We start from the raw sequence: 22,604 nt of genomic DNA on the forward strand, positions 1-22,604 counted from the left end.
AAACCTGCATGAGTTGCCACTCGCAAAAAGATATGAATAACTCATGCAAGCTTCATTGCCATTAAATAAAAAAATATTCAAATGAAAAAGTCAAGCATATCAATATTCAAGGTGTTGGTGTTGGCGGGCGGACTATCCTGCTTCAGCAGTTGTTCCGACTTCCTTGAACGCCAGCCCGACCAAATCATGACCGATGACCAAATTTTCGGTGATGCGGTCATGATCCGTTCGGTGTTAGCCAACTATTACGGGCGGGTGAGCTGGGGCCAACATATCGGCGATGATTACCAGTATACGATACTGGACGAAGCCGGAAAATCTGATGGTGGACCGGATAATATCCAGAATTATGGAAACGCATTGTGGCGTGTCTATGATTACACTTTGATACGTAATATTAATCAGTTTTTAAAAGGCCTGCGTGAGACCACGGCGCTTGTTGACGATGAAAAGCAGACATACGAAGGAGAGGCCAGATTCCTTCGTGCCTGGACGTATTTCAATATGGCTAGGGGACTGGGCGGGATGCCGATTGTAGGCGATGAGGTGTTTGAATACGAACCTGGTACGGATATTACCGCCCTGCAATACCCACGTTCTACGGAAGCCGGTTTATATGATTACATCATCGCCGAGTGCGAGGCGATTTCCACGCTGTTATCTGACGAAACGAACACCCACGCCGCTCGTGCTAACAAGTGGGTGTCCCTCATGCTGAAAGCACGTGCAGCGATTTATGCGGGGTCGCTGGCGAATTACAACAACAAGATGCCAAGCCCCATCCGCACTGCCGGCGGAGAAGTAGGGATTCCTGCTGATCGTGCGGAGGGATATTACGAACAGGCCTTGGCTGCAGCGCAAGAAGTAATCGATAACAGCCCGTATGAGTTGCAGCTGAATAAACCGGATGATCTGGAACGTAATTTCTATGAAGTACTAAGTGTAAAAGACAACAACACCGAGGTCATATGGGCTCGGGATCGTATCTATCCGGGTACCGGCCAACAGACGGCTTTTACAACGAGAAATATCCCCGGTTCGCACGCCGAGGATATCGACCGCGCATATGCAGGCCCGATTCTCAATTTGGTGGAAGATTTCGAATATACGGACAACCGGAATGGGGATATTCATATCCGGGATAATCAGGGTAACTATATCTTTTACGACAATCCGTTAGATGCCTTCGCGAACAAGGATGCTCGGCTAGGCGGTACCGTAATCCTACCAAACGCGTTGTTCAAAGGAACACCAGTGGAGCTGCAAGCAGGTCAAAAGATATGGAACAATGGTTCTTGGCAGACAATTACCGGCCAGCCCGGCGAAAGGGATGATGCCGGTCGGCTAATTACCGCCGCAAATGGGCCAAACCGTTCCAATGAGCAGTACATCAATAAGACCGGTTTCTTCTTCCGTAAGTTTTTGGATGAAGCCTCAGGAGCTTCTACCCGTGGTCGTAATAGCGAGATGTGGTTCCCCCGTTTCCGGTTTGCCGAAGCGGTGCTGATTGCTGCGGAGGCTGCCATGGAGCTCGGCCAAGGTCCCGTGGCCGTTGGCTACATCAACCAAGTCCGTGAACGTGCGGGTGTGCAACCATTGACGAGCGTAACCTTGAATGATATCGTGCAGGAACGTCGGGTAGAGTTTACATTCGAAAATCACCGGTATTGGGATTTGAAGCGTTGGCGATTGGCGCATATCGTGTGGAATGGGGTGGTGAATAGTCCAACAGCTCAGCAGTATGCCTTGTTTCCTTATCTGGTGGTGGCTCCGAGTACATCTAATGATGGTAAGTATGTGTTCGATAGACTGGTATTCAGCAATTCGTTGCACCCCCGGTTCTTTGAGTTGAGGAATTACTATAATTTTATTGATTTAGGCTGGCAGAATGCTAACCCGAAGATTGTATTGAACCCGTTTCAATAACCTTTATAATTACGACAATGAGACCTGCATGAATTGCCATTCGCGAAAGAATATGATTAATTCATACAAGCTTCATTGCCATAAAAAACAAATTACGCTGATGAAAAAATATTTGAATATGTTGTTGCTTCCCGCTATAGTTGCGGTAAGCAGTTGCGGACTGGATAATTACGACGCACCAGAATCGAAATTGCACGGGCGGGTGGTCTATAATGGCGAACCGGTCGGCGTGCGTGGTACGGGTGAAGCAGTACAGCTTCAATTTTACCAAGATGGGTATGAATTGCGAAATCCCATTCCCGTGTATGTTGGGCAGGATGGTACCTTTGAAGCCAAATTATTCGACGGTGAATATAAATTGGTCACCAGGGACAACAACGGCCCCTGGGTAAACGACCGAGATACAACGGTGATTAACGTGAACAGCACGGCGAATGTAGATATAGAGGTTACGCCATTCTATACGTTGTCAAACGTGCAGCTTTCACTAAGTGGGAGCAGCGTTAATGCCTCCTTCCAGATCAATGACATCACTGGCGACCGGGACATCGATTACGTAATGATCTTAGTTAGCAAGACGTCTTTTGTTGACGACGTTTCTTATACCGCGCGGCGCGACATTAGGGATCTTACTGCGGGAACCACCGTAACCGAAGCACTTGATTTAGCAGATAATGCCGATTTCAACGCAGGCTCATCGTTGTTCGCACGGGTAGGCGTTCGCGCTATCGGCAAAGACCAGGCCATCTACTCACAGGTGGTGAAATTGCGTTAGTTGTATGCTATGAAACCCGCAAGAGCTACTGCTCTTTCGCCAAGGTGCTGAAAAGTGCCGGGTATGCGATAGGGCATTTCGGAAAGTCTCCACTAAGAGGGGAGCCAATTAAATGAGTTCATAGTTAAATACCATGTCAAGGGTATCATGAAGCTCATGTCCGATTGGATCTTCACGGATATGCCAAATTATCGTGGCGTCAAGGCCCGCTCTGTAGTTGGCGGCTACATTAAAAAATGTTAGCGGACAAACTTTAACCAATAATCATATTATATGAGAACTAAACATATCAGAAAAAGTGATAGTCAGCTCCCATGCTGGATGCTATCGGCTTTTATCGCACTTAGTTTTGCGATGGGGGGCTGTAAGGATGACAACCCGAGCGTCGCAGAGGCGTTACCCTTCGACCCATCCAAGCCAGTCGTCGTATCCGATTTCAACCCCAAATCGGGAGGCGCGGGACAACGCCTTGTCATTTACGGGCAGAACTTCGGAAATGATCCCGAAAGCGTATCGGTGTTTATCGGAGGAAAGCAGGCAAAAGTAATTAATGCACAGGGCGAATCACTCTACTGCCTGGTTCCAAGACAGGCATTTCAAGGCGACATTGAAGTGCATGTCGGGAATAAGGACCAGCAGCTTATGGGCAAGGCAGAAAGGCCTTTTGATTATCAGCGCAAGATGGTGGTATCAACCATAATCGGGTACAGAAATGACAGAGGTGACGAACCATGGAAAGATGGAAAATTCAAGGATAAAGACCAGAATAAAATGGCGAGTGGGTTTTGGGAACCCTCCTTTATGAAATTTGATCCGATCAATCCAAAGCACCTATGGATGACATTTGACGGTAACAACGGACTTTACCTAATCAACTTCGAGGACAGCACCGTGACTAAAAAACGCTCGGATTTTGACCGCCCCCGCAGTATTGATTTCACGCTTGATAACCAATACATGATCATCGCCGAAGATCGCGGTGGAGAAAATGATCGGGCAACCTACAGATTATCGCGCGATAGAAATTGGCAGGACAGAGAAATTCTGACACGATACAGGCAGTGTAATGGCGCATCCGTTCATCCGGTTAATGTTGAATTATATTTCAATAGCTATGAAAAAGGACAGTTTTTCCGCTTTGATCTGGATAAGTATTTTAACGGGGAACTTGGAGACAAGGATTTTGAAACCCTGTTTGTGGTTCACGATCCGCAATGGGAATACAAGGTCTTTATACATCCAACTGGAAATTATGCCTACATCAATGTAATTAACCAGCACTATATCCTTCGTGTCGATTACAACTGGGAAAAGAAACAGTTCAATCAACCCTATCTGGTATGTGGCCAGCTCAGAAGTGCGGGCTATGAAGATGGTGTTGGCTCGGCTGTCCGTCTTAGAAATCCCTATCAGGGAGTGTTCGTGAAAAATCCGGACTACGTTGCAGCTGGTAAGCCTGATGAATATGATTACTATTTCACAGACCAGCACAACCATGCTATCCGTATGCTGACACCCGAAGGGAGTGTGACGACCTTTGCCGGTAGAGGTAGTTCCAGTATCAACAATGATCCATGGGGCTACGTAGATGGTGACCTGAGACAGGAAGCAAGGTTCGAAAGGCCATCTGGAATTGCCTACAATGAGGAAGAAGCTGCCTTTTACATCGGTGACCAGATGAATCGTCGCATACGTAAAATAGCCCTCGAAGAAATGGATGAAAACGAATTAGCGAATAATCAGTGAAGGACATGATGAATAGATTCTTACTAACATGTATGTTGCTCCTCCGTATCACTTTTAGTGCGCTGGCCCAGGAAATAGTTGAAGTAACCGGGGTCGTGGTCGATGCAAACAAAGCACCTTTAATTGGTGTAAATATCGCTGTAACCGATGCTCCTGGCTTAGGTACAGTGACCGATAACAAGGGTAACTATAAAATCAACGTAGAACGATATAAGAAGCTCACCTTCTCATACGTCGGCTTTCAAAAACAGGAAGTACTTGTAAAAGATAACCTGGTTATTGATGTAACGCTACAGGAATCAGAGACGAGTGTACTGGATGAAGTCGTCGTCACAGGAACCGGTACTCAGAAAAGATTAACGCTTACCGGCGCCGTGACCACCGTCAATGTAGACGACCTGAAATCAAATCCGACTTCGAGTCTGTCAAACGCTTTGGCCGGAAATGTGCCGGGAGTTTTGGCCATGATGCAATCGGGTCAGCCTGGAAGAAACATCTCTGAATTCTGGATTCGAGGTATATCGACCTTCGGAGGTGGAACAGGAGCTTTGGTATTGGTAGATAATATTGAACGTGACCTGAATGAAATTAATATTGAAGATATCGAATCCTTCTCTGTACTGAAAGATGCTGCGGTTACCGCTATTTATGGCTCAAGAGGAGCAAATGGAGTCATACTGATCACCACCAAACGGGGTAAAGAAGGCAAGATTAATATTAACTTCAAGGATGAAACCATTTACAATACGCGAACTATCACGCCGGAGTTTGAAGATGGCGTGACTTACGCTAACCTATTAAATGAATCGCGCATTACCCGCAACCGCGAGCCTATTTATCAGCCCGAAGAATTAGAAATCCTACGTTTAGGCTTGGATCCCGATTTATATCCGAATGTCGATTGGCAAGATTTATTGCTAAAAGATGGGGCCATGACCTACCGCGCCAACCTGAATCTGAGCGGCGGTGGAGCTACAGCCCGCTATTTTGCGTCGGGCAGCTATGTGGACGAAGGCGGCATGTACAAAACCGATGAAACGCTGAGGAATGATTACAACACCAATGCCAATTACAGACGCTGGAACTACCGTTTGAATACGGATATTAACATAACCAAAACAACGGTAGCTAAAGTTGGTGTTGCAGGTTCACTCAGCAAGCGTAACAGTCCGGGATTGGGTGACACTGATTTCTGGGGCGTACTTTTTGGATATTCTCCGATACGCACACCTGTCGTGTACTCCAACGGTTATGTGCCGGCGGTTGGTACCGGAAATCAGACGAATCCCTGGGTGGTAGCTACGCAAACTGGGTTCAACGAGAATTGGACGAACAACATACAGACCAATATTTCGGTAGAGCAGAATTTCGACTTCATTACAAAAGGCCTCCGCGGCAGGGGAATCTTTGGCTTTGACACAAACAATAGTAGTAATATACAACGCCGTAAATGGCCCGAACAGTGGCGTGCCGAACGTGCCCGCGATGAGAACGGAGAGCTTGTGTTTAGTCATGTTGCCGCTCCTAGCGAAATGCATCAGGCCAGTAGTTCCGGCGGAGACAGGCGCGAGTTCCTGGATATGATGTTCAATTACGACCGGAGCGTCGGAGACCATAATCTCGGAGGGGTGGCCAGATTTACCCGTGACGCCTTCGTAAGAACGGTAGCCATCGGCGACGATATCAAGAACGGAATATCCAGACGAAATCAGGCCCTGGCCGGGCGTGCGACCTATAGCTGGAAATACCGCTATTTTGCCGACTTCAACTTCGGTTACACCGGCTCGGAGAACTTTGCCCGCGGGCAACAATACGGCTTTTTCCCTGCGTTCTCATTTGCTTGGAATGTATCGGAGGAGCAGTTTATCAAGGATCGTGTACAATGGATAAATATGTTCAAGATACGTTATTCCTGGGGAAGAGTGGGGAACGATCAGTTAGGAGGAGGAGAACGCTTCCCCTATTTGTACACTATTGAAGAGATCTGGCGTAGGGATGGAGATGGAAATCTGGTACTTGACGATGGCGGAAACCGGATACCCGAAGGCGGATATCAGTGGGCGGATTACGGTTATAACAGATACTTTGGAGGCATGCGGTACGCCCAGGTCGCTTCTCCTTACGTGACCTGGGAAATCGCTACTAAACAAAATCTGGGCTTCGACATCGCACTTTTCCGCGATCAGATCATCGCCAACCTTGATTTCTTCAACGAAGAACGCACAGGCATCTATATGGAACGACAATTTCTGCCAGCAATCGTTGGTTTGGAAAGCACGCCGAGAGCCAACGTAGGAGCAGTAAGATCCCGCGGTTTCGACGGACGTTTCGAATACAAACAGCAACTTGGAGCGGTAAACCTTACAGCCAGAAGTAACATCACATATAGCAAGAACGTTATTCTCGAAAAAGATGAAGAAAACAACGTCTATGCTTATCAGAATGAGGAAGGTTTCCGCGTAGATCAGGCCAAAGGACTGGTGGCATTAGGGTTGTTCAAGGATTATGATGACATTCGTAATAGCCCGACGCAAACTTTCGGGCCCTACCAGCCGGGGGATATCAAATATAAAGACATCAATGGCGATGGCGTGATCAACGACGGCGACCGCGTGCCGATTGGTGCTACCAGACGGCCGAACCTGATTTACGGAATAGGTGCTTCCGCCAGTTGGAAGGGGTTGGATATCAATATACACTTCCAGGGTGCTGGTAAATCCACCTTCTCCATCTATGGAAAAACCGTATATGCATTCAGCGAAGGAGAGTGGGGACAGGTAATGAAAGGTATGATGGGAGAAAACCGCTGGATCGCTGCCGATATTTCGGGAGATCCGGCCACCGAAAATCCCAATGCCTCCTATCCCCGCTTAAGTTTCGGTGAAAACCCAAACAACTTCAGGGAGTCAACTTACTGGCTACGTAACGGCCAGTATCTCCGTCTCAAAACGGTAGACATTGGCTATACACTTCCAAAATATCTGGCGAACAGGATAAAGACCAATAACATTCGTGTTTTTCTGGTCGGCAGCAATCTGCTTACCTGGTCAAAATTCAAGCTTTGGGATCCAGAATTGGCCAGTCCGAGAGGAGAAGACTACCCCCTACCTAAATCAGTCACATTAGGCATCAGTGTTAACCTATAAATTGAAAAGCGATGCAAAAGAAGATATATTTTGTGCTATTGCTTGTGCTCGGCACAGGCATCCTTTCTTCCTGTAAAAAAAATTACCTGGAATCCGACCAATATTTCAAAGACCGGCTCACTATTGAGAAAGTATTTAAAAGCAAGGTCTATACAGAACAGTGGCTGGCTCACGTATACGAGGAATTCAAAGGCATCAATGCTGATGTGGCAAGCAAGGGCCTTACGCCGCATAATTTTGCTGACGATATGTATTACGGCGACAGGGACAGGGATTATGATCCATCGAAGAACGAGCTTTCATACAACATGTTCAAAATGGGCCAATATACCGAGAACGACAAACAAGGCACTTGGACACAGTGCTACCGGGGAATACGCAATGCGACGACTTTCATTCATAACGTATATATGAACACTGAAATGACGCCTGTCGAAATAGAAGACTACAGGGGGCAGGCTCGTTTTGCGAGGGCTTACCTATACTGGCTACTACTGCGTAAATACGGCCCGATCCCGCTACTGCCCGATGAGGGATTAGACTATACGGAAAGTTATGACGATCTAGCCACGGCACGCAGTACCTACGAAGAATGTGCAGCATATATAGGCAACGAGATGTTGCTTGCCGCGCAAGAAATGGAAACACTGGGGATGACGCGTGGTCAGGATGGTTCTGCCCGCCCTACTTGCGGGGCCGCACTGGCTACCCGCGCCAAGGCGTTGCTCTATGCAGCAAGTCCGCTGGCCAATGGAAATACATCGAGCTTTGCCGCAAGGCTGACCGACGATGCGGGGAAACACCTGCTTTCTGCCGACTATCAGGAGGAGAAATGGGCTAAAGCCGCCGCCGCCGCCAGGGATGTAATCGAACTCGGCGTATACCAACTTTATTGGGTGCCTCTTCAGGAAACCGGTGAGGATGCTACGGTTATACCACCGAAAGACAACAATTTTTCAGAAAAAAGTTGGCCAGAAGGTTGGGCAAATATTGACCCCGCCAGATCATATGCCCAGGTATTTGATGGCACGCTGCAACCCTCCGGAAACCCGGAACTGATATTTACCAGGAGCAACAATCAAGGTGGAGAAAGCATCAGCGCTATGGTTGCCCACCAGTTGCCACGTTCGGCCACCGGCTGGAATACCCATGGATTGACTCAAAAATTGATTGACGCATACTACTTAAACGACGGGAAAGATGCGCCTGGTAAAGATAAAGAAATCGGACGGGGAGATGGTTCAGAACGCGTAAGCGGTTATGTAACCCAAGCGGATCATGACGCCAGCAAATACAGGCCCTTGAGAGCAGGTGTTTCGTTGCAATATGCAAACCGCGAACCCCGCTTCTATGCCTCTGTAGCTTACAACGGTAGTTTTTGGACCTTGCTAAATGAGACCCAGGAACGTAATCGTAACCAACAGGTATTCTATTACCGCGATGACAACAAGGGCAACGGATTCAACTCTTCCAATGCTTACTGGTTACGTACAGGTTTCGGCGTGAAGAAATTTGTTCATCCGAGTGATACCTACGAGGGGGGAAGTATGTCCCGTATCGTACCAAAAGCTGAACCGGCAATCCGCTATGCCGATATCCTGCTTGCCTATGCAGAGGCGCTGAATGAACTTGACGGCTCCTACAGCATCCCATCATGGCGTGGTGAAAATTATTCCATCAATCGCGACATAACCCAAATGCAACGAGGCATCCACCCTGTCCGTATCCGCGCTGGAGTGCCCGACTATCCAGCTAACGTGTACAGCAACAAGGACGAGTTAAGAAAAACATTGAAGCGAGAACGTTTCATAGAGCTTATGGGTGAAGGGCAGCGCTATTACGACTTACGCCGTTGGATGGATGCGCCTGTAGAAGAGGCATTGCCGGTCTATGGTTGTAATGTGCTAATGAATGGAAATGAGCGGGACCTTTTCCATCAGCCTATAGCCGTGTGGGCGCTCAAATCCACCTTTGCTGATAAGATGTGGTTTTGGCCCATCAGTCATAGCGAGCTTAAACGCAACAAACGCCTTACCCAAAACCCCGGATGGACTTATAACGATTAATAAAATATGCATCATATGAACAAGTCATATATACAGTTATTTCTGCTCTCGCTGCTAATCATCTGCGGCTCGTGCAATGACGAATGGAAAGATGAACAGTTTGAAAATTTTGTTTCATTTAAAGCGCCTTTAGCAAACGAAGGGGTATCTGATATCTATATTCGTTACAAGGGTGATGAGAAGACCACTTTCCAACAGCCTTTAATAGTTAGTGGATCTACCACAATTGATAAAAACATGATGGTACATGTTGCCGTAGATTCCGATACCTTGAATGTGCTGAACTACGAACGCTTCCAGAACCGCGAAGACTTTTATTACAGGGAGTTGAACAGTGCGTATTTCGCTATCCCCGCTATTATAGATATTAAGGCTGGGGAAAGCACCGCATTAATGGCAATCGATTTTACACTTAAAAATATCGACATGACAGATAAGTGGGTGCTTCCTTTAACCATTCTGGATGACCCCTCCTATAATTACAAGGCGAATCCCCGGAAACACTACCGGAAAGCGCTCTTACGTATTAACCCCTTCAATGACTACTCGGGCACTTACAGCGGCACCGCATTGAAAATAAGTATGGAAGGCTACGAAAATGAAACCCCTATTGTTAAAAGTGAGATCCGGAGCTATGTCGTAGATGAAAATACCATTTTCTTCTATGCAGGAAATATAGATGAAGAGCGGCAAGATCGCCGCAACTATAAAATCTATGCGACCTTCAACGAAACCGGTGGGGTAAGCTTCCGGGCCGATAATCCTGACATGAAGTTTACGGTTAACAGAGATGCCAGTTATACGGTCACCGAGCAGATGGACGCCGTCCGCCCCTATCTACTACACCGCTATATAACCATCAATAACATTGATTACCAATTTACGGACTATACCATGGTTCCCAATGTTGATATTAACTATAAGGTTTCAGGATCGTTGATTTTAGAACGTCAATTAAATACCCAGATTCCTGACGAAGACCAGGCCATAGAATGGTAGGTCGCTCCTTTTGCCAATGCCTACACTCCCACCTGAGTTGGGCTTTGGCAGAAGGGCTGCCTTATTCAACGCTAACGGCAGGTGTTGAGTGAAATTGCTACATTTGATTGGAGGCAGAAACGAGCAGATTTGGTAATTGGATAAAATTTGACTGAGAAGAAGCGACGAGTATTTGATGAATAATTTAAAAAGATGGAATAGAACTATGAAGATTGTGAAAACCATTGTGAAAGGTCTGTTCTTGATCGGATTACTGATACGAAGTCCCGTTTCTTGGGGCCAGGAGCAGCCCAATATTATTGTGATCCTGACCGACGATATGGGTTTCAGCGATATTGGGACATTCGGCGGGGATTTTGTGCCCACACCGCGAATCGACAGCTTTGCAACCGAAGGTACCCGGTTTACCCAATACTACAGCGCTTCCCCCATTTGCAGCCCGTCCCGCGCAAGTATCCTGACCGGCATGTTCCCGGCCGAATGGAATTTTACCACTTTCCTTAACAATAGGCGGAGCAACGAGCTGGCTGAACAAGCCAATTACCTTAATGTACATGCACCGTCCATCGCCAAGGTGCTGAAAAGTGCCGGCTATGCGACGGGGCATTTCGGAAAGTGGCATATGGGAGGCGGACGGGATATTAAAAATGCGCCAAAGTTTGAAAAATACGGGTTTGACGAACACGCCGGTACGTACGAGAGTCCTGAGCCGGATCCGTTGCTGACCGCTACGGATTGGATATGGTCCGATCAGGACAGCGTAAAGCGCTGGGATAGGACCGCCTATTTTGTGGATAAGACGCTGGACTTTTTGCGACGGCATCGGGGTACACCCTGTTTTGTGAACCTATGGCCGGATGATATGCATACTCCGTGGGTGCCGGAGGTAAACCAGCGGCAGCAAGGGAAGTTTCCTATGAATCCCGAGGAAGAGGTCGCTTTCAAGCTTGTTCTGGCTGAATTAGATAAACAGTTAGGGCGCTTGTTTGACGGATTGGTCGAGCTGGGTATTGCCGAAAATACCCTCGTGATTTTTACCAGCGACAATGGCCCGTTGCCCAGTTTCCGTGGCAGCCGAGCGGGAGGGTTGCGGGGCACCAAACTCTCCCTGTACGAAGGGGGAATACGGATGCCATTCATCGTCCGCTGGCCCGGCCGGGTGCGTGCAGGTGCGACGGATAGTGTCTCTGTGCTGAACTCGACCGATCTCTTTCCTACGTTGGCCGGCATCGCATCAGCGTCGCTACCTGCCAACTATAAAGGTGATGGCGAAGATCGGGCAGCTGTATGGTTGGGTACGCCCGCTTCACGGGCCAAAGACATGTACTGGGAGTATGGCAGAAATGACCATGCCTTTAATTATCCGCGGGGGAAAGACCGAAGCCCCAATCTGGCCATCCGGTCGGGAAAGTGGAAGTTGCTTATCGACTATCACAAGAATAACCCCGAGTTGTATGACATGGAACGGGATCGCTATGAAAGGATTAATTTGGCCGACGCGCATCCGGATATTGTCAAGGATCTACGGACAAGGCTCATCACATGGCGCACTTACCTGCCGGAGCTGACCACTGGCCGGGCAAATCCGGCGGTCGATTGATGTTAAAGGACGTTATGAGAGGAAATTAAGAACATCATGAGAGTTGGCTTATAATAGATGATGATTTTACAGGCTAAGTGAAAGTCGGTTTGAATTGGAGTTACTTAAATATTTAGATTAGCATCATGAAAAAGTATTTTTATCTTGTGTTAACGGTAACACCAATGCTTCTCATTGGCACTGCCGCATCGGCCCAGTTGTCGGAGAAACCCAACATCATCCTCATCATGGCGGACGATTTGGATTCGCGTCAGCTGAGTTGCTATGGGGGCGAAAACCTGGAAACCACACATATCGATCAGCTGGCTTCCGAAGGGCTGAAATTCAATGCGATGATCGCTTCCGAAGCGATGTGTATACCTACAAGGGCATCGTTGCTCACGGGATTGTACCCAGTGAGACATGGTGCTTACCAGAACCATAAGCCCGTGTACAACGACTTAAAAAGTGTCGTACACTACCTTAATGATCTGGGCTACCGGGTTGGGCTTACAGGAAAGGATCACATGACGAAACCGAGGGCTGTTTTTCCCTTTGACCGGGTGGATGGCTTTGAACCGAACTGCGTGGCATCGACGGATGAATATTTTTTGGATAGTGTGAGGAACTATGTTCAAGGTGAGGAGCCCTATTGCCTGTTTGTGATGAGCATCAACCCGCATACGCCGTGGAGCGTGGGCAACCCGGATGAGTTTGATCCAGACAAACTCAAGCTGCCGGCACACTGGGTGGATACCGAACTGACAAGAAGCGAATTTCGGAAATACCTCGCAGAAGTACGCCGGTTGGATGATCAGGTCGGCGATATCATGAACCTGCTCAAGGAGACCGGCGTGGAGGAAAACACGATGGTTATTTTTCTGGGTGAGCAGGGGCCGCAGTTCCCGGGCGGGAAGTGGACCCTGTATGACAACGGGCAGAAGAGCTCCATGATCGTCAAATGGCCGGGAATGGTGAAGCCAGCCACAGAAACCGATGCCATCGTTCAGTATGAAGATATCACTCCCACCTTGATCGATATTGTGGGCGGAGATCCTATAGAGGGGTTGAATGGATATAGCTTTAAACAAGTGCTGGTGGGAAAAAGCGCGGAGCATCGGGATGTAGCCTATGGCATTCATAACAACATTCCCGAAGGCCCTGCTTATCCGATCCGCAGTATTCGGGATAATAAGTTTAAACTGGTCTGGAACCTCCTGCCTGATTCGGCTTATTACATCAAATACAGTATGAATACCGCAAATACGCGTCTGGCTTGGACCACGTGGGTGAACCAAGCATCGCATGACGATCATGCAAAAGCGCTAACGGAGCGGATCGTACACAAGCCGGAAATTGAGTTTTACGATATCACAAAGGATCCCGACGAACTTGAAAATTTAGCCAGCCAGCCCGAATACGACACGTTGATTCAAAACTACAAGAACCGATTGAAGGAATGGATGGAAGCACAGGGGGATGAAGGGGCTGCTTTGGATGTACCTATCAAACGCAATAAAACATAGCCATGTGATGTGTACGGTAAATTGGTAGCTGCGTGTGGCATTATGAGTGGTGGCGTAAGGGCTCGGCGTCTCCGTATGAACAGGGGACGCGAAAATTTCAAAGCACCGAAAGAATGGAAGATTCTGGAAGAAGAATAGCGAAATAGCTTTCTTCTGAATTTATCAGTTATTGAAGGTTAATTGCATTATTAATGATATAATATACCTATAAAGGGATAATATATCGCCGCTTTGCCTTCGTTTTCTTACCTAGTTTTGTGGTAAGGACAATTATTAACCGCTTATATTCTGTTTTCTTGTCAATTGTGCGGTAGCCATATTGGATCGTTAGCGATGTTATTCTTCTAGATGACTTGGGATAATGGATTTGGAATGATTGATTATAGCAAAAATACAGACAACACGTTGTTGAAATTGCTTCGCGACGGCGATCAGCGGGCGTTTAAGGCATTATACGAACGGCACTGGCATTCGCTATGGAGCTATGCCCGTAATGCCATGGCCGATCCCGACGATGCGGAGGATATTGTACAGGAATTATTTATGACGCTTTGGGAGAAGCGGAAGGCGCTGGATATCAGTACCTCACTGAAATCCTATTTGTATCGGGCGACGTTAAACAAAGTGATCGATCGTAGCGATCGTGCCAAATACCGGTTTTCGTACCTTAAAGAACTAAAGCGTACTTATGAGCAAGGAAACTATACCATCGATGGTAAGTTGTTTGAGAAAGAATTGATGGGGCGTTTCGAAGCATGTGTCGGCAAAATGCCACCCAAAATGCGTACAATCTTTACGCTTAGCCGGACCCACATGTTGACCCATCAGCAGATCGGTAATTATCTGAATATCTCGCGTGACAACGTAAACCGGCAAATAAAGAATGCCTTGATTCTCCTGAAAAAGAGTTTGCTGGTCGCGACAATAATTTTAAAATATTTTTTACCCTAGCCGCGCATCCAACCGTCTTCATAACATAAACCCGTGTTATTGATGGATGAATACGAACTAGCAAAGTTATTGGAGCGCTATAAGCAGGGCAACTGTACAGAGGACGAACGCTTGTTGATCGAGAGTTTACATCTACATGCCTACCCCGACGAGCCCGCAGCTGAAGATCCGGCTGCCAAAAGGCGCGTTTGGCAGCTACTGCGGAAAGAGCTGCCGTCCGGTAATATCGGAACACAGCGAATCCAGTGGTTTGCCGCGACTGCCTCCCTACTGCTTATCGCCACGATTGCATCGCTGTATCGTTCGGAAAGCAAAAATACCCCTGTCCCTCAATTGGTTGATATCGCTGCCGGAGGCAATAAAGCGATGTTGAAGCTGGCTGATGGCCAAACCGTAAATTTGGATAGCAGCCAGCATGGGGTGATGATCTTGTCGGACCGGCTGCTCTATAGGGATAGTACCCTGGCTGGGAACATCCATGACGACTACGAAACGCGCGAAGATGTCTACAACGAAATTGTCACCCCACGGGGTGGTACTTATCAAGTGGTTCTTGCCGATGGTACCCGGGTTTGGCTCAATGCGGACTCCAGGTTAAAATTTCCGCAACGATTCGGCCAAAAACGTGAAGTGACTTTGGTGGGCGAGGCCTATTTCGAGGTGACCAAAAGTCAAAACCGCCCGTTTGTCGTGAAAACCGTGGGACAGGAGATTGTTGTGTTAGGCACGTCGTTTAATGTGGCAGCGTATGCTGATGAGCCTTCCGAGCAAACAACGCTGGTGGAAGGCGAAATCGTGGTCGCAACAGCGCAGAGCACCCGTCAATTGACACCGGGCGACCAAGCCGTCGTCCGCGGAAATGGAATAGCGGTTGGGCAAGTCGATACATCGCCTTTTGTCGCCTGGAAATCAGGTTTTATCGCATTTAATGAGGAAACACTGGAGCGCATCATGCGCGATATCAGCCGTTGGTATGACGTCGATATCCATTTCGAGGAGGTAGACAATCAACTTCGTTTCGGTGGGACGGTTTCGCGGTATGCGAATGTATCGGAAGTATTGCGTCGGCTTGAGCTGACCGGACAGGTTCATTTTAAAATCGAAGAAAGGGGGATTGTGGTTACACCGTAATACTGACTAATAAACTTAAAACCGGAGATGCCTCACCACCTCCGGCTTATTGTGATGATAAATTAACGTTCGGACAACCTGTCGTTTTGTGACTAACCGGTCTGTTCGAATATCAAAACACCAGACAAACATAACCAACAATATTCGGCTTTCAAAGGCGGATTGAGGACGTTTGTCATAGCGTTACCCATTTTATGGACAATTATTCGTTAAAACGCAATCGTTATGCGATTGCCATCCCGACAACATTGTTACTGAGGGTTATGAAGATTACACATTTTCTATTGACCGTCTGTCTGATTCAAGTATTTGCCGAAACTTCGGCACAGAAGCTGACCATTCAACGGGAACGCGTTGGGCTTCGCACTATTTTTTCGGAAATCCATGACCAAACCGGCTACTCCGTGGTTTATAGCGTGAAGCATATCGAAGGGATGCCTGCTGTAACGGTGTCCTTAACTGATATGGATATCCAAGCGGCCATGGCACATATCCTGAGAGGCCTCCCATTGGATTACGTGATCACCGGCAAGGAGATCGTGATCAAAAAGAAGCCCGAGGCGCGCCGGCCTTCGTATACGGGGCGAGACAACCAACCGCAATTGCAACAGCAATCCCTAACCGGTCGGGTGATCGATGAGCAGGGTAACCCATTACAAGGCGCTGCCGTACGGGTCAAGGGGTCGCAACTGGAAACCAGTACAGCTGCCGACGGCCGATTTACGTTCAGCAATGTGGAACGGAATGCCGTAATCGTCATTTCCTTCGTGGGCTATGAGACCCGAGAGTTAGCGGCTTCGGCTGATTTGGCTTCCATAGCGATGAAGCCAGCAGTTGCCGACCTGAGTGAGGTGGTGGTAGTGGGGTATGGTACCCAGCGGAAGAGTGACATTACCGGCGCGGTAAGCTCCATCCGTGCGGAAGATTTCACCAAAGGAACAAACGCGACGTTTGACCAACTGATTGCTGGTAAAGCGGCGGGTGTACAGTTCGTCCAGAACAGCGGTGAACCCGGTGGTGGTGTAGCGGTACGTATCCGGGGAGCGAGTTCCGTCAATGCCGGAACGAGCCCCTTGTATGTCATCGACGGTTTACCGATCGATAACTCGCCGGTAGCAGGAGGAGGAGGGGCGAACTTCGATGCGCCACCTTCGCCACGGAATCCGCTGGCAGGTATCAACCCCGAGGATATCGAGTCAATCGAAATTCTTAAGGATGCGTCCGCTACGGCGATCTATGGGTCCAGGGGCGCCAACGGTGTGATCATGGTAACCACCAAGAATAGGAAAGGCGGGCCGGAACACCGTGTCGTATAGCGGATCGTATGGGCAACAGCGGGTAGCGAACACCATTGATCTCCTGACCACGGCGGAATATGTTCAGGTCATCAACGGATTGATTGATGTCGGCGGCGGCCCCGAGTCCAACCGTATTGCGGACGCAGATGTGGTGGGTACGGATTGGCAGGCGGAGGTATTTGATAACGGGGCACCTATCCAAAACCACAGCCTCGCATTTAGCGGCGGAAACGAGCAAACCCGGTATTACTTGGCACTCAACGCATTTGACCAAGGGGGAATTCTGAGGAACACCGCATTTAGCCGCTATGCCGCGAAGCTCAACATCAGTTCTCAGATCACCGACCGGCTGGAAGTGGGCACTGCTATTAATGTGAGTTATTCTCATGACAAACAAGTACCGTCTGGTTTTGGGATCAACGCACAATCCGGCACGATGTACACGGCACTTAATTTCGATCCCACCTTACCCATCTATGACAGTGACGGAAACTACCAGCTATCATCGTTTCTGGATATGGATAATCCGATGTCGTTGGTCAACGAGGTGCTGGCTGCGTCCAATGCCTACCGTACGTTTGGCACGGCCTACGCACAGTATAAAATCACCCCTTACCTTACCGCAAAGGTTAATGCCGGCGGTGACATCAACATGCGGCGACGGGATGTGTATGTGGGCCAGAAAACCCGGCGTGCTATGGCAGCAGGGGGTAGCGGATCCGTAATAAACGGCATGCAGGGCAACTACTTGCTGGAAGGGACGCTGACCTACGACCGTCGGTGGGATAGTCACTACCTTAATGTGATGGGCGGTGCCACCACACAACGTTTTGTATATTCATCATCCTTCCAAGACGCCGCCGGCTTTCCATCGGACGTCACCGGCTCGGATAACCTGGGCCTGGGCGACCAAGAGACGTTTCGCATGGGAACCGGCCGGGCGGCCAATCGCCTCCTCTCGTATTTGGGGCGGGTAAACTACGAATTGAACAATAAGTACCTAGTTACCGCGTCGTTAAGGGCCGATGGATCGTCGCGGTTTGGCATCAACAACCGATTCGGTTATTTTCCGTCTTTCGCGCTCGGCTGGAAGCTGATGGAAGAGGAGTTTATGCAGGAAATATCGGTATTTTCTGAGCTCAAACCGCGGCTCAGTTGGGGACAGACAGGCAATCAGGAAATCGGCAACTATAGTGCGCTTACGACGTTTAGCGGCGGGCCGTCCGCGATTCTGGACGATCGGCTTAACGTAGGCACCCAGCCGGCGCGCTACTCCAATCCGGACCTGAAGTGGGAAACCACCGAACAACTGAACGCGGGGCTGGACTTTGGTCTCTTCAACGGGCGGCTATCGGGCAGTGTCGACTATTTTTCGAAGACGACGTTCGATATGCTGTTTGCGCTTCCCATACCCTCATCCACGGGTTATTCAACTCGGCTTTCCAATGTCGGAAGCATACGCAACCGAGGGTGGGAGTTTAGCCTGAACAGCAATAACCTGACCGGCAACCTGAAATGGAATACCCAGCTAAACCTGGCCACGCTGGCAAATGAGGTGCTTAATATCGGTCAGGACAACCCGATTATTTCCGGAAATGTGGGGCAGACGAGCGGTGTGTTTATCCTACGGCCGGGTAGTCCGCTATTTTCGTTTTATGGCTGGGAAATCGACGGAATCTGGCAGCAGGATGATGATTTCTCCATAACGCGCGATGCAGTGGAACCTGGTGATATCAAATACCGAGATGTCAATGGCGATGGGACTGTGAATGGAGAGGACCGGGTCTTGTTGGGCAATGCGTTCCCGAAACTGACCTGGTCTGTGGGTAACCAGCTCTCCTACAAAGGGTTCAACCTGTCGATTTTTATAGACGGTGTGTCGGGTGTCAAAATGCTAAATAATAACCTGGTGGAATCGTATTTTCCCGTTAGTTTCCGGAGAAACCGATACGCCGAGCTTTACCTGAACCGATGGACGCCGGAAAACCCGTCAGATCGCTACCCATCGTTCGTCAATCCAGGTGGCCAAGGGGACAAGCGGGTGAATAGCTTTACCGTGGAGGATGCCTCTTACGTGCGAATCCGTAACGTTTCGCTGTCCTACCAGTTTTCGCCGAGGTGGAATTATCTGAAGAATCTTGGAGTAAGCTTGTCGGTCGAGAACCTGGCTACCTTTACGGATTATACCGGGTTTGACCCCTCGATCAATCCGAATGGCGGTGCCTTCAACCGCATCGATTACAATGCCTATCCGCTTGCACGGACATGGATGATCGGACTGACGGCTGATTTTTAACCCTTTTATCTGAAAAGTCATGAATATAAATGATAACTTATTGACACACCGGTTTCGCTACCTGATGGGCATGCTGGCCTTGGTCTTCGGCATCGTTGGCTGTGAGAAATACTTGGATGAGCCGGTGTATTCCGAAATGGATCCGGAAACGTTGCTCGCTACCGAGGCCGGCGTGAACTCACTGCTCAATTCGACATTCGCAGAGCTGTTTTTGAGCGGATGGGACGGGAAATCCCGGATGAATCTGGAAAATTGGTGTACAGACATCGAATGGGAAACGGGTGGAGGTGAAAACCTGATTGCAACGCAGATGATCAATTTCACGTGGGACGCCTCGTTGCCCTGGTTCAATAATATCCTTTGGCTAAGACCTTATCGCGCCATCCGGAATGCCAACCTATTGTTGGAAAATATCGATCGGGGTGAGTACGATGCATCCAGAAAGGCAACTTATATGGCGGAAGCACGTTTTATGCGGGCTTTGGCCTATGCTAAATTGTATGGTTGGTTCGGCCCGGTGCCACTACGGACATCGAGCGATGATCCGCTGGAATTGGGTAAAGCTTCCGATGAAGAAATGCAAGCCTTTATCGAAAGTGAGTTACAGTCAGTGTCTGCCGGCTTGCCCTTGCCGGGCGAGGAAGCGAATTATGGCCGGCCAAATAGGGGAGCGGCATTGGCGACGCTATGCAAGTTTTACCTGAATACCAAACAATGGGAAAAAGTGGTGACAACGGCCGATGATATTATCGCGCTTGATAATTACCGGTTGTATTCCGAATACGAAAAGTTGTTCAGGGTCGAGAACGAACGGAATAGTGAGTTTATTCTTGTATTTCCCCAGTCGCCACAGGGCAACGGTAACGGCTACATCAATGGCGCTTTTCCTCCCGGTTTTCAACGGGATCCTGTGCTGGGTCTAGAATTTCGGAGTGGGTGGCAGAATTGGGCTGCGCAATACCGGTTATACGATAGCTTCTACAATTCGTTCAAAGCATCGGATGAGCGTAGAAAACTGATTATGACGGGCTACATTAATGGCGCAGGGCGGGAGATATCATTGCTAAACAACAACGATACCCGTTCCATCAAGTACTGGCCGGATCCGGATGCCATCGTGAACGAACATGGTAACGATCTTCCGGAAATCCGTTTCGCAGATATCCTGTTGGCCAAGTCGGAAGCACTTGCTGAGCTGAATTGGCCGAGCCAGGAAGCAGTCGATTTGGTAAACCAGGTAAGAGAACGCGCGGGCCTTGTAGGGGATGATGCCGTTTCGCTGGCTGATTTTTCCAGTTTACAAGCATTCCGCGACCACATGCTCAACGAGCGAGCGTGGGAGTTTTACAACGAGGTAGGCATACGCCGAGAGGACCTTATCCGATTTGGTAAATTTGTGTCGTCGGCCCATGGACGTGGAAAAACCAACGCACGCGAAACGCATGTGCTATTTCCTATACCGCAGGCGGCCATGGATGCTGATCCATCGCTGGAACAAAATGACGGGTATTGAATGTTAAATAGCGTTGAAATATTTCCGCTATAAATAAATCTCAATGGCAGAGGAGATATCTAAGTTTGGATACGAAATACAATGAGCATGAACGTAATGAACATTAAAATGATGAATGCAGGGTATGCGAAGCTGACCGCATTATGTGTGGTTGGTGCGCTATTGGCGAATGCTTCCTGCACCACGGCGAACAAGCCGGATAAGCCCAACGTGTTGTTAATCCTTGTGGACGACCTGCGCCCCGCGATCGGTGCCTACGGAGACTCTGTGGCTATTACCCCAAATATCGATAAGCTGGCCGCAAACGGATTCCGGTTTGAGCAGGCCTATTCCAATCAAGCGGTGTGTGGCCCGTCTCGATACAATCTGTTACTGGGTAGCCGTTCCACATCTTCGGGAATCTATAATTTTGGAAGCGATTTCCGCGATCCTTATCCCGATGCCGTGACCCTGCCCCAATATTTCAAACAGCATGGCTACCACACAGAGTCCATGGGTAAGGTGTTCCACATCGGGCATAATACGTATAACGATACGGCATCGTGGAGCGTGCCGCACCACAAGGAACTGGTGATTGAGTACGTCGATTCTACCAGTAAAAAAGAGGGTTTTACGCGCGAAGAGGCGCTGTTTTCCAATATGGAGTGGGGATATGCCCGGTCGCTTCCGAGGGGATTGGCTTGGGAAGCGCCAGACGTCGCGGACGATGCGTACGCGGATGGCCGTGTCGCGCAACGGGCAGTCGACCGGCTGCGTGACTTAAAATCGCAACCCGACCAGCCGTTTTTCCTCGCCGTGGGATTCGCCCGGCCGCACCTTCCGTTTTCGGTGCCCAAAAAGTACTGGGACATGTATGACGAAGACGCACTTCCGTTGCCGCAGCACACCATGCGGCCAGCAGGTGCCCCGGCATATGCGGTGAAATATGGCGATGAAATCGACCAGTATGTTCCGATTCCTACAAAGGTTACCGAGGAACCTTTTCCGGATAGCCTCACCCGCAAATTGACACATGGGTACTACGCAGGGGTGAGCTACGTGGATGTGCAGATTGGCAAGGTATTGGACGAGCTGACAGCGCTTGGCCTCGATGAGAACACGATCGTGGTGCTTTGGGGCGACCATGGCTACTTGCTTGGCGATATGGGCATGTGGACCAAACACGTCAACTATGAACTGGCAAACTGCATACCGTTGATCATCTCGGCACCCGGTGTCGGCAAGGTTGGTTCCCATTCCTCCCAACTTGCCGAAACGGTTGATGTTTTCCCCACATTGGTGGAGCTGGCCGGCTTACCCAGTCCGGATGTGCAGCAGCCGTTTGATGGCCTAAGCATGGTGCCGGTACTCCGAAACCCGGAAAGGCATATTCGTGACTATGCATACCACAGTTTTCCGCGCGGAGGTCGGTTGGGACGAGCCATCCGCACCGACCGCTATCGGTTAGTGGAGTGGAAAAAAATCGGCGAACCAGCCGAGGCCGCTGAATTTGAGTTGTACGATTATCAGCATGGGTCAGCCGAGATGAAAAATATCGCCAATGAAAAGCCGGAGATATTAGCGGAGCTTAGGGCTATTTTGGCCCAGCACCCTGACCCTATGCCTTCGCGTCCACCAAGTAAACAACGCAATAATTAATAATAAATCGTATA

Annotated in this window: 14 protein-coding genes; all 14 read left to right on the plus strand. The window is 49.0% G+C overall.

The features are described 5' to 3' along the window. Positions 1 to 81 precede the first annotated feature (81 nt). The 14 genes from NF543_RS12110 to NF543_RS12175 all read left to right on the plus strand — a co-directional run bounded on the left by NF543_RS12110 (position 82) and on the right by NF543_RS12175 (position 22,590). Positions 82 to 1,926 carry a RagB/SusD family nutrient uptake outer membrane protein gene (locus NF543_RS12110; RefSeq protein ID WP_257668392.1) on the plus strand — a complete coding sequence of 615 codons (1,845 nt, stop codon included), beginning with the start codon at positions 82 to 84 and terminating at the stop codon, positions 1,924 to 1,926. Between the two features lie 100 nt (positions 1,927 to 2,026). Continuing rightward, positions 2,027 to 2,701, plus strand: coding sequence for a DUF3823 domain-containing protein (locus tag NF543_RS12115; protein ID WP_257668393.1), 675 nt, complete (start codon positions 2,027 to 2,029; stop codon positions 2,699 to 2,701). Positions 2,702 to 2,974: 273 nt separating this feature from the next. Then, the gene (locus NF543_RS12120) at positions 2,975 to 4,447 is read left to right on the plus strand and encodes an IPT/TIG domain-containing protein (protein ID WP_257668394.1); all 1,473 of its coding nucleotides are present in this window, start codon (positions 2,975 to 2,977) and stop codon (positions 4,445 to 4,447) included. A 5-nt stretch (positions 4,448 to 4,452) separates the two neighbouring features. Beyond that, positions 4,453 to 7,593: a SusC/RagA family TonB-linked outer membrane protein gene (locus tag NF543_RS12125; RefSeq protein WP_257668395.1), complete on the plus strand. Its 3,141-nt coding sequence runs from the start codon at positions 4,453 to 4,455 to the stop codon at positions 7,591 to 7,593. A gap of 11 nt (positions 7,594 to 7,604) precedes the next feature. Next, a complete protein-coding gene (locus NF543_RS12130) occupies positions 7,605 to 9,659 on the plus strand; it encodes a RagB/SusD family nutrient uptake outer membrane protein (RefSeq protein WP_257668396.1) in 2,055 nt (684 codons plus the stop codon). Positions 9,660 to 9,674: 15 nt separating this feature from the next. Then, positions 9,675 to 10,658, plus strand: coding sequence for a DUF4973 domain-containing protein (locus tag NF543_RS12135; protein WP_257668397.1), 984 nt, complete (start codon positions 9,675 to 9,677; stop codon positions 10,656 to 10,658). A 205-nt stretch (positions 10,659 to 10,863) separates the two neighbouring features. Further along, the gene (locus NF543_RS12140) at positions 10,864 to 12,258 is read left to right on the plus strand and encodes a sulfatase-like hydrolase/transferase (RefSeq protein ID WP_257668398.1); all 1,395 of its coding nucleotides are present in this window, start codon (positions 10,864 to 10,866) and stop codon (positions 12,256 to 12,258) included. 125 nt (positions 12,259 to 12,383) lie between these two features. Then, positions 12,384 to 13,763 carry a sulfatase family protein gene (locus NF543_RS12145; protein WP_257668399.1) on the plus strand — a complete coding sequence of 460 codons (1,380 nt, stop codon included), beginning with the start codon at positions 12,384 to 12,386 and terminating at the stop codon, positions 13,761 to 13,763. Positions 13,764 to 14,135: 372 nt separating this feature from the next. Then, the gene (locus NF543_RS12150) at positions 14,136 to 14,714 is read left to right on the plus strand and encodes an RNA polymerase sigma factor (protein WP_257668400.1); all 579 of its coding nucleotides are present in this window, start codon (positions 14,136 to 14,138) and stop codon (positions 14,712 to 14,714) included. Between the two features lie 42 nt (positions 14,715 to 14,756). Next, positions 14,757 to 15,845: a FecR family protein gene (locus tag NF543_RS12155; RefSeq protein ID WP_257668401.1), complete on the plus strand. Its 1,089-nt coding sequence runs from the start codon at positions 14,757 to 14,759 to the stop codon at positions 15,843 to 15,845. A gap of 263 nt (positions 15,846 to 16,108) precedes the next feature. Continuing rightward, positions 16,109 to 17,161 carry a SusC/RagA family TonB-linked outer membrane protein gene (locus tag NF543_RS12160; RefSeq protein WP_257668402.1) on the plus strand — a complete coding sequence of 351 codons (1,053 nt, stop codon included), beginning with the start codon at positions 16,109 to 16,111 and terminating at the stop codon, positions 17,159 to 17,161. After that, a complete protein-coding gene (locus tag NF543_RS12165; RefSeq protein WP_257668403.1) occupies positions 17,151 to 19,439 on the plus strand; it encodes a SusC/RagA family TonB-linked outer membrane protein in 2,289 nt (762 codons plus the stop codon). The genes NF543_RS12160 and NF543_RS12165 overlap by 11 nt, the downstream gene beginning before the upstream one ends. A 19-nt stretch (positions 19,440 to 19,458) precedes the next feature. Next, positions 19,459 to 20,952: a RagB/SusD family nutrient uptake outer membrane protein gene (locus NF543_RS12170; RefSeq protein WP_257668404.1), complete on the plus strand. Its 1,494-nt coding sequence runs from the start codon at positions 19,459 to 19,461 to the stop codon at positions 20,950 to 20,952. Positions 20,953 to 21,048: 96 nt separating this feature from the next. Further along, a complete protein-coding gene (locus NF543_RS12175; RefSeq protein ID WP_257668405.1) occupies positions 21,049 to 22,590 on the plus strand; it encodes a sulfatase in 1,542 nt (513 codons plus the stop codon). The last annotated feature ends 14 nt before the right edge of the window (positions 22,591 to 22,604 follow it).

The sequence above is a fragment of the Parapedobacter tibetensis genome, from assembly GCF_024704835.1.
GTDB classification, from domain to species: domain Bacteria; phylum Bacteroidota; class Bacteroidia; order Sphingobacteriales; family Sphingobacteriaceae; genus Parapedobacter; species Parapedobacter tibetensis.

Excerpts from the sequence above, each read along its gene's own strand:
- NF543_RS12115 (WP_257668393.1), top strand. The coding sequence starts at position 2,027 with ATGAAAAAATATTTGAATATGTTGTTGCTTCCCGCTATAGTTGCGGTA.
- NF543_RS12160 (WP_257668402.1), top strand. The coding sequence starts at position 16,109 with ATGAAGATTACACATTTTCTATTGACCGTCTGTCTGATTCAAGTATTT.
- NF543_RS12125 (WP_257668395.1), top strand. The coding sequence starts at position 4,453 with ATGATGAATAGATTCTTACTAACATGTATGTTGCTCCTCCGTATCACT.
- NF543_RS12155 (WP_257668401.1), top strand. The coding sequence starts at position 14,757 with ATGGATGAATACGAACTAGCAAAGTTATTGGAGCGCTATAAGCAGGGC.
- NF543_RS12150 (WP_257668400.1), top strand. The coding sequence starts at position 14,136 with ATGATTGATTATAGCAAAAATACAGACAACACGTTGTTGAAATTGCTT.
- NF543_RS12135 (WP_257668397.1), top strand. The coding sequence starts at position 9,675 with ATGAACAAGTCATATATACAGTTATTTCTGCTCTCGCTGCTAATCATC.
- NF543_RS12110 (WP_257668392.1), top strand. The coding sequence starts at position 82 with ATGAAAAAGTCAAGCATATCAATATTCAAGGTGTTGGTGTTGGCGGGC.
- NF543_RS12120 (WP_257668394.1), top strand. The coding sequence starts at position 2,975 with ATGAGAACTAAACATATCAGAAAAAGTGATAGTCAGCTCCCATGCTGG.
- NF543_RS12145 (WP_257668399.1), top strand. The coding sequence starts at position 12,384 with ATGAAAAAGTATTTTTATCTTGTGTTAACGGTAACACCAATGCTTCTC.
- NF543_RS12170 (WP_257668404.1), top strand. The coding sequence starts at position 19,459 with ATGAATATAAATGATAACTTATTGACACACCGGTTTCGCTACCTGATG.
- NF543_RS12175 (WP_257668405.1), top strand. The coding sequence starts at position 21,049 with ATGAACATTAAAATGATGAATGCAGGGTATGCGAAGCTGACCGCATTA.
- NF543_RS12130 (WP_257668396.1), top strand. The coding sequence starts at position 7,605 with ATGCAAAAGAAGATATATTTTGTGCTATTGCTTGTGCTCGGCACAGGC.
- NF543_RS12140 (WP_257668398.1), top strand. The coding sequence starts at position 10,864 with ATGAAGATTGTGAAAACCATTGTGAAAGGTCTGTTCTTGATCGGATTA.